The 6,568-nt window shown below is 55.5% G+C and carries 6 protein-coding genes and 7 tRNA genes; 11 read left to right on the forward strand and 2 right to left on the reverse strand.

All coding sequences use genetic code 11. The features are described 5' to 3' along the window. The first annotated feature begins 3 nt into the window (after positions 1 to 3). From cpoB to pnuC, 10 genes are all read left to right on the forward strand, one after another. Entirely contained in the window at positions 4 to 804 is an 801-nt protein-coding gene (gene cpoB, locus CWM53_RS06985) for a cell division protein CpoB (RefSeq protein WP_061155305.1), read from the forward strand. Between the two features lie 161 nt (positions 805 to 965). Continuing rightward, positions 966 to 1,041 (forward strand) — tRNA-Lys (locus CWM53_RS06990). A 125-nt stretch (positions 1,042 to 1,166) separates the two neighbouring features. Next, positions 1,167 to 1,242, forward strand: a tRNA-Val gene (locus CWM53_RS06995). A 2-nt stretch (positions 1,243 to 1,244) separates the two neighbouring features. Further along, positions 1,245 to 1,320, forward strand: a tRNA-Lys gene (locus tag CWM53_RS07000). Positions 1,321 to 1,399: 79 nt separating this feature from the next. Further along, a tRNA-Val gene (locus CWM53_RS07005) sits at positions 1,400 to 1,475 on the forward strand. 3 nt (positions 1,476 to 1,478) lie between these two features. Further along, a tRNA-Lys gene (locus tag CWM53_RS07010) sits at positions 1,479 to 1,554 on the forward strand. Positions 1,555 to 1,700: 146 nt separating this feature from the next. Further along, positions 1,701 to 1,776 (forward strand) — tRNA-Lys (locus CWM53_RS07015). A 133-nt stretch (positions 1,777 to 1,909) separates the two neighbouring features. Further along, positions 1,910 to 1,985, forward strand: a tRNA-Lys gene (locus CWM53_RS07020). A 294-nt stretch (positions 1,986 to 2,279) separates the two neighbouring features. Further along, on the forward strand, positions 2,280 to 3,323 hold the full coding sequence (gene nadA / locus CWM53_RS07025) for a quinolinate synthase NadA (protein ID WP_074386618.1): 1,044 nt from the start codon (positions 2,280 to 2,282) through the stop codon (positions 3,321 to 3,323). 35 nt (positions 3,324 to 3,358) lie between these two features. After that, entirely contained in the window at positions 3,359 to 4,078 is a 720-nt protein-coding gene (gene pnuC, locus CWM53_RS07030; RefSeq protein ID WP_008805696.1) for a nicotinamide riboside transporter PnuC, read from the forward strand. Here the strand turns inward: pnuC and zitB are convergent. Both zitB and CWM53_RS07040 read right to left on the reverse strand, forming a co-directional pair. Next, positions 4,075 to 5,019 (reverse strand): CDF family zinc transporter ZitB, encoded by a 945-nt coding sequence (gene zitB / locus CWM53_RS07035; RefSeq protein WP_074386509.1) that lies wholly within the window; start codon positions 5,017 to 5,019, stop codon positions 4,075 to 4,077. The two genes, pnuC and zitB, sit on opposite strands and share 4 nt — an antisense overlap. Before the next feature lie 117 nt (positions 5,020 to 5,136). Beyond that, the gene (locus CWM53_RS07040) at positions 5,137 to 5,514 is read right to left on the reverse strand and encodes a YbgS-like family protein (protein WP_012542423.1); all 378 of its coding nucleotides are present in this window, start codon (positions 5,512 to 5,514) and stop codon (positions 5,137 to 5,139) included. 316 nt (positions 5,515 to 5,830) lie between these two features. Between CWM53_RS07040 and aroG the strand changes: the two genes are divergently transcribed. Beyond that, positions 5,831 to 6,568: 3-deoxy-7-phosphoheptulonate synthase AroG (gene aroG / locus CWM53_RS07045; RefSeq protein WP_100750743.1), on the forward strand; the 738-nt coding region annotated here is incomplete at its 3' end.

The raw sequence follows: 6,568 nt of genomic DNA on the forward strand, positions 1-6,568 counted from the left end.
TGCATGAGCAGTAACTTCAGACATCATTTATTGAGTCTGTCGTTACTGGTTGGCATAGCGGCCCCCTGGGCCGCTTTTGCTCAGGCGCCAATCAGTAGTGTCGGCTCAGGCTCGGTCGAAGACCGCGTCACTCAACTCGAGCGTATTTCCAATGCTCACAGCCAGCTTTTAACCCAACTCCAGCAACAACTCTCTGATAACCAGACTGACATTGATTCTCTCCGTGGCCAGATCCAGGAGAACCAGTATCAGTTGAATCAGATCGTTGAGCGCCAGAAGCAGATTCTGCTGCAGATAGACAGTCTGAGCAGCGGTGGCGGCGCAGCGGCAGCATCAGGTGCGCAGGCTCCGTCGTCTTCTGGCGATCAGAGCGCGGCTGCCACCAGCGCAGCGCCAGCGGCCTCGTCAGGCGCCCCGGCGATGACGGGCGATGCGAACACCGATTACAATGCGGCGGTTGCCCTGGTGAAGGATGCTTCACGCCAGGATGACGCCATGGTGGCGTTTCAGAACTTCGTTAAAAAGTACCCGGATTCAACTTATCAGCCGAACGCCAACTACTGGCTCGGACAGTTGAACTACAACAAGGGGAAAAAAGACGATGCGGCGTTTTACTTCGCCTCGGTGGTGAAGAACTACCCGAAATCGCCTAAAGCGCCCGACGCCATGTTTAAGGTCGGCGTGATCATGCAGGACAAAGGTGATACCGCAAAAGCGAAAGCGGTTTACCAGCAAGTGATCAGTAAATTCCCCGGCACCGACGGTGCAAAACAAGCGCAAAAACGTCTCAATGCTCTTGGTTGATTACGGCATGACCAGAAATCGCGTTATTTCTGGTCTTGTCGCCTGAATCACCAGCAGTTAAGTGATCTTTATCGAAATTTTAGTTGCGCTGAATTCTGAAATCAGTAATATATGCCGCCGTTGCCAAGGGATATCAAACAAGCCCAAAGCGATGCCAGAGTGGGTCGTTAGCTCAGTTGGTAGAGCAGTTGACTTTTAATCAATTGGTCGCAGGTTCGAATCCTGCACGACCCACCAATCGTTCTGGTGGAACGCGATAGTAAAACGTGAAGGATAACGTTGCGACAGCAACGGCCCATAGGGCGAGGCGAAGCCGAGTCATCCTGCACGACCCACCATTTAGCAGTATCCAGCGTAGTATCGGGTGATTAGCTCAGCTGGGAGAGCACCTCCCTTACAAGGAGGGGGTCGGCGGTTCGATCCCGTCATCACCCACCACCGGGTCGTTAGCTCAGTTGGTAGAGCAGTTGACTTTTAATCAATTGGTCGCAGGTTCGAATCCTGCACGACCCACCATCTTTAACATCGAACATCGGTGTTAAACGTGAATGATGGGGTCGGTGGACGCAGTATCGGTAGTATCCAGCGCAGTTTCGGGTGATTAGCTCAGCTGGGAGAGCACCTCCCTTACAAGGAGGGGGTCGGCGGTTCGATCCCGTCATCACCCACCACTCGGGTCGTTAGCTCAGTTGGTAGAGCAGTTGACTTTTAATCAATTGGTCGCAGGTTCGAATCCTGCACGACCCACCAATTTCAGCATTTAACTCAGATGTTGAACGTGAAGGATAACGTTGCGTCAGCAACGGCCCGTAGGGCGAGGCGAAGCCGAGTCATCCTGCACGACCCACCAATTTCAATATTGGTGTCGAGTGAAATTATTCAGGTAATACCAGAGCGGGTCGTTAGCTCAGTTGGTAGAGCAGTTGACTTTTAATCAATTGGTCGCAGGTTCGAATCCTGCACGACCCACCAGTTTCAGCATTTAACTTAGATGTTGAACGTGAAGGATAACGTTGCGACAGCAACGGCCCGTAGGGCGAGGCGAAGCCGAGTCATCCTGCACGACCCACCATCCTGAATGATTACAGTAGCAAAATCCCGCAAGGGGTCGTTAGCTCAGTTGGTAGAGCAGTTGACTTTTAATCAATTGGTCGCAGGTTCGAATCCTGCACGACCCACCAATGTAAAAAGGCGCCCTAAAGGCGCCTTTTTGCTATCCGCAATACGTCAAAATTCGACTTCAGCATAACTCCACGGTCACGTTGCGCTTACCGTGGCTACCCAGGGTACGAACCGGTCGCTCGGGCAGATGCGCACCATCGTCCCCGGAATACGGACGGATGTACAAAATTCATCACGACTTTTTGCGCGTAATCCGCTATCTTGTTTAGCATATAAAACACCATGACCGTATTAAGGCGCAGACAGGCCATACTGACGGTCTTAGAGTTAAGCCAGTAAAACGAGATTGCATGATGAGCGTAATGTTTGATCCTGAAACGGCGATTTATCCTTTCCCAGCGAAACCACAGCCGCTGACCGTCGACGAAAAGCAGTTTTATCGCGAAAAAATCAAGCGCCTGCTGCGCGAGCGCGACGCCGTGATGGTGGCGCATTACTACACCGATCCTGAAATTCAACAGCTGGCGGAAGAAACCGGCGGCTGTATCGCCGACTCGCTGGAGATGGCGCGTTTTGGCGCCCGTCATTCGGCCTCCACGCTGCTGGTCGCCGGGGTGCGATTTATGGGGGAAACCGCCAAAATCCTCAGCCCGGAAAAGACCATTCTGATGCCGACCCTGAACGCGGAGTGTTCGCTGGATCTAGGCTGTCCGATTGAGGAATTCAACGCCTTCTGCGATGCCCATCCCGATCGCACCGTGGTGGTTTATGCCAATACGTCCGCCGCGGTGAAGGCCCGCGCCGACTGGGTGGTTACCTCCAGTATCGCCGTGGAACTGATTGAGCATCTGGACAGCCTGGGTCAAAAGATCCTCTGGGCGCCGGACCGCCATCTTGGCCGCTATGTCCAGCGTCAGACCGGCGCAGACGTGCTGTGCTGGCAGGGGGCATGCATCGTGCACGATGAGTTTAAAACCCAGGCACTGACGCGTATGAAGGCCCTCTATCCTGAAGCTGCTGTACTGGTCCATCCTGAGTCGCCGCAGGCGATTGTCGAGATGGCGGATGCCGTGGGCTCCACCAGCCAGCTGATTGCGGCGGCGAAAAGCTTGCCCCAGCGTCAGCTGATCGTGGCGACCGATCGCGGTATCTTCTATAAAATGCAGCAGGCGGTACCGGAGAAAACGCTGCTGGAAGCGCCCACCGCCGGCGAAGGGGCGACCTGCCGCAGCTGCGCGCACTGCCCGTGGATGGCGATGAACGGCCTGAAAGCCATTGCCGAGGGACTCGAACAGGGCGGTGCTGAACACGAAATCCACGTCGACGAAGCGCTGCGCACCGGGGCATTGATTCCGCTTAACCGGATGCTGGATTTTGCGGCTACACTACGGGGATAACGTATTGTCGCGTCGCAAGACGCTGAGGGGATGAAATGGATTTTTTTAGCACGCAGAATATCTTAGTACATATACCCATCGGCGCCGGGGGGTACGATCTCTCCTGGATAGAGGCCGTGGGGACCATCGCCGGGCTGCTGTGCATCTGGCTGGCGAGCCTGGAGAAGATCAGTAACTATGCTTTCGGGCTGGTCAACGTCACGCTGTTCGCCATCATCTTCTTTCAGATCCAGCTGTACGCCAGCCTGCTGCTGCAGCTGTTCTTCTTTGCCGCTAACGTTTACGGCTGGTATGCCTGGTCGCGGCAAAGCAGCAACCATGAGGCTGAACTGCAGATCCGCTGGTTACCCCGTAGCAAAGCCCTGGGTTGGCTAGCGGCCTGCGTAGTGGCGATCGGCTTGCTGACCCTGTTTATCAACCCGTTCTTTGCTTTCCTGACGCGGATCGCGGTCAGCCTGATGCAAGCGCTGGGTCTGCAGGTCTCCATGCCGGTGCTGCAGCCGGATGCCTTCCCGTTCTGGGACTCTTGCATGACAGTGCTGTCGGTGGTGGCGATGATCTTAATGACCCGCAAGTATGTTGAGAACTGGCTGCTGTGGGTAATCGTCAACGTGATAAGCGTGGTGATTTTTGCCCGCCAGGGCGTCTATGCCATGTCCCTGGAATATCTCTTGCTGACGTTCATTGCGCTGAACGGCAGCCGGATGTGGATAAACAGCGCGCGTGAGCGAGGTTCTCACGCGTTTTCTGGCTAATGGTGGTGGTGATGATCGTGCCCGGCGTGCATCGTGTTGAGATGGCACTCCGGGCCGCTGCAGGGCTGGTACTCCATCTGCACCGTGGCATGCTCAATTTCATATTTTTGTTCCAGGAAATGCAGGATGCGGTTGAGTAACGCATCATGATCGTGCGGCGGGACCACCTGAACATGCAGCGTCATCACCGGTTTTTCCCCCACCAGCCAGACGTGGACGTGGTGAACATCGCGTACCTCCGGGATAGAGCGGCGAATATCCCGCTGCAGGGCCGCGACGTCCAGCGAACGCGGCGCGCCTTCCAGCAGTTCATTCAGACTCTCCTTTAGCAGCCGCCAGGCGCTACGTAATACCAGGCAGGAAACCAGCACGGAAAGAATCGGGTCGACAGGCGTCCAGCCGGTGGTGAGGATCACCACGGCTGCCACGATCGCGCCGACTGAGCCCAGCAGGTCGCCCAGCACGTGTAGCGCCGCAGCGCGCACGTTGAGATTCTGCTCTTCACTCCCCCGATGCAGGATCCAGAAGGCCAGCACGTTAGCCAGCAGGCCGGCGACCGCAATCACCATCATCGTCACGCCAGCCACCGGCTGCGGATGCTGGAAGCGCTGAATGGCCTCCCAGACAATCAAAATGGTAATCACCACCAGGGCAATGGCATTGAGAAACGCCGCCAGGGTGGTCAAACGCAACCAGCCAAAGGTATGGCGGGTATTCGGTGGGCGGCTGGCGAAGCGAACCGCCAGCAGCGCAAACAGCAGGGCGGCGGAATCGGTGAGCATATGGCCAGCATCCGCCAGCAGGGCCAGCGAACCGGAGATCGCGCCGCCGACGGCTTCAATCAACATAAAACCGGCGGTGACGATAAATGCCCACAGCAGCCGGCGAGCGTTACTGCTGTCCGGAGCCTGAGCAGGAGAGTGCGAATGCGGGTGGGCCATCGTGTCGTCCCTTGATAGTTATCATTATTATTCTATGACATCATAAACAGAGGTCGATAACAAACAGAGAAAAGGCGAGCTGTGCTCGCCTTTTCTCTGTTTGTGCCCACCGCATACTTACTGGGTGGTGCCGTCGGTTTTGCTGTTGTCGTGGTTCATGCTGCCGCCATTGTCCAGTTTCTTACCGGTGTCTGGACAGCGGCCATCTTTACACATCGAGTTTTTATGCACTTCATCGCTCGACATATTGTCCTGGCTCATCGTCGAGCCGTCAGGATGGAGCATGGTGCCGCCAGAGCCGGAATTGATCTGGTTATTGTCCACATTGTTTGGCGCCACGTTCTCACGGGCATCTGGCGCCACCTGACCGGCATCCGCGGAAGAGTTAGCCTGGCCATTGTTGGACTGTGCGCCAGTGTCTGCCGCCAGGGCCGCGCCGCTGGCAAGACCTAAGGTGGCGGTGAGCAAAAGGGTCGTCAGTTTTTTCATATTCATCGGATACTCCTGTTAAGCCGGGAAGGGGGGAAATGCGCTTCCCGCGGTGAGTGTGCCAGGGATCTGACTCGCTATGGTTAAAGACTCCGCAGATGATCGCAGTGTCACTATATAATCCTGAAACGTAAGGCTTAATTAGCTTTAACAGTTAATTATTGTAGTACATGAGCCTGGTTTCGCTACTTTATGGCGTATTTTTGCCTATTTCCAGGATTATTCCATCACTACTGTAAAATCACGTTTACACTTTTTCGGCGAAGAGATAGATTGGAGGGATTGCATTTCATTGAATAAGTATGGCAACGCTGGAAAGAAGATGAATTATCAGAACGACGATTTACGTATTAAAGAGATCAACGAATTATTACCTCCCGTTGCGCTCCTGGAAAAATTCCCTGCTACCGAAAATGCTGCAAACACCGTTGCACATGCTCGCAAAGCGATCCATCAGATCCTCAAGGGCGACGATGACCGTCTGCTGGTGGTGATTGGGCCCTGTTCGATTCACGATCCGGCAGCGGCGAAAGAGTACGCTTCCCGTCTGCTGCCCCTGCGCGAGGCGCTGAAGGGCGAGCTCGAGATCGTCATGCGGGTCTATTTTGAAAAGCCGCGCACCACCGTCGGCTGGAAAGGGCTTATCAACGATCCCCATATGGATAACAGCTTCCGCATCAACGACGGGTTGCGCATCGCGCGCAAACTGCTGCTGGACATTAACGACAGCGGCCTGCCGGCGGCGGGGGAATTCCTCGACATGATCACCCCGCAGTATGTCGCCGATCTGATGAGCTGGGGCGCCATTGGGGCGCGTACCACCGAATCCCAGGTTCACCGTGAGCTCGCCTCCGGACTCTCCTGCCCGGTAGGCTTTAAGAATGGTACCGATGGCACCATCAAGGTGGCTATCGACGCGATTAACGCCGCTGGCGCACCGCATTGTTTCCTGTCGGTCACCAAGTGGGGCCACTCCGCTATCGTCAATACCAGCGGTAACGGCGACTGCCATATTATTCTGCGCGGCGGCAAAGAGCCGAACTACAGCGCGAAGCACGTG

The sequence above is a fragment of the Klebsiella sp. A-Nf5 genome, from assembly GCF_002810545.1.
Classification (GTDB): domain Bacteria; phylum Pseudomonadota; class Gammaproteobacteria; order Enterobacterales; family Enterobacteriaceae; genus Klebsiella; species Klebsiella variicola.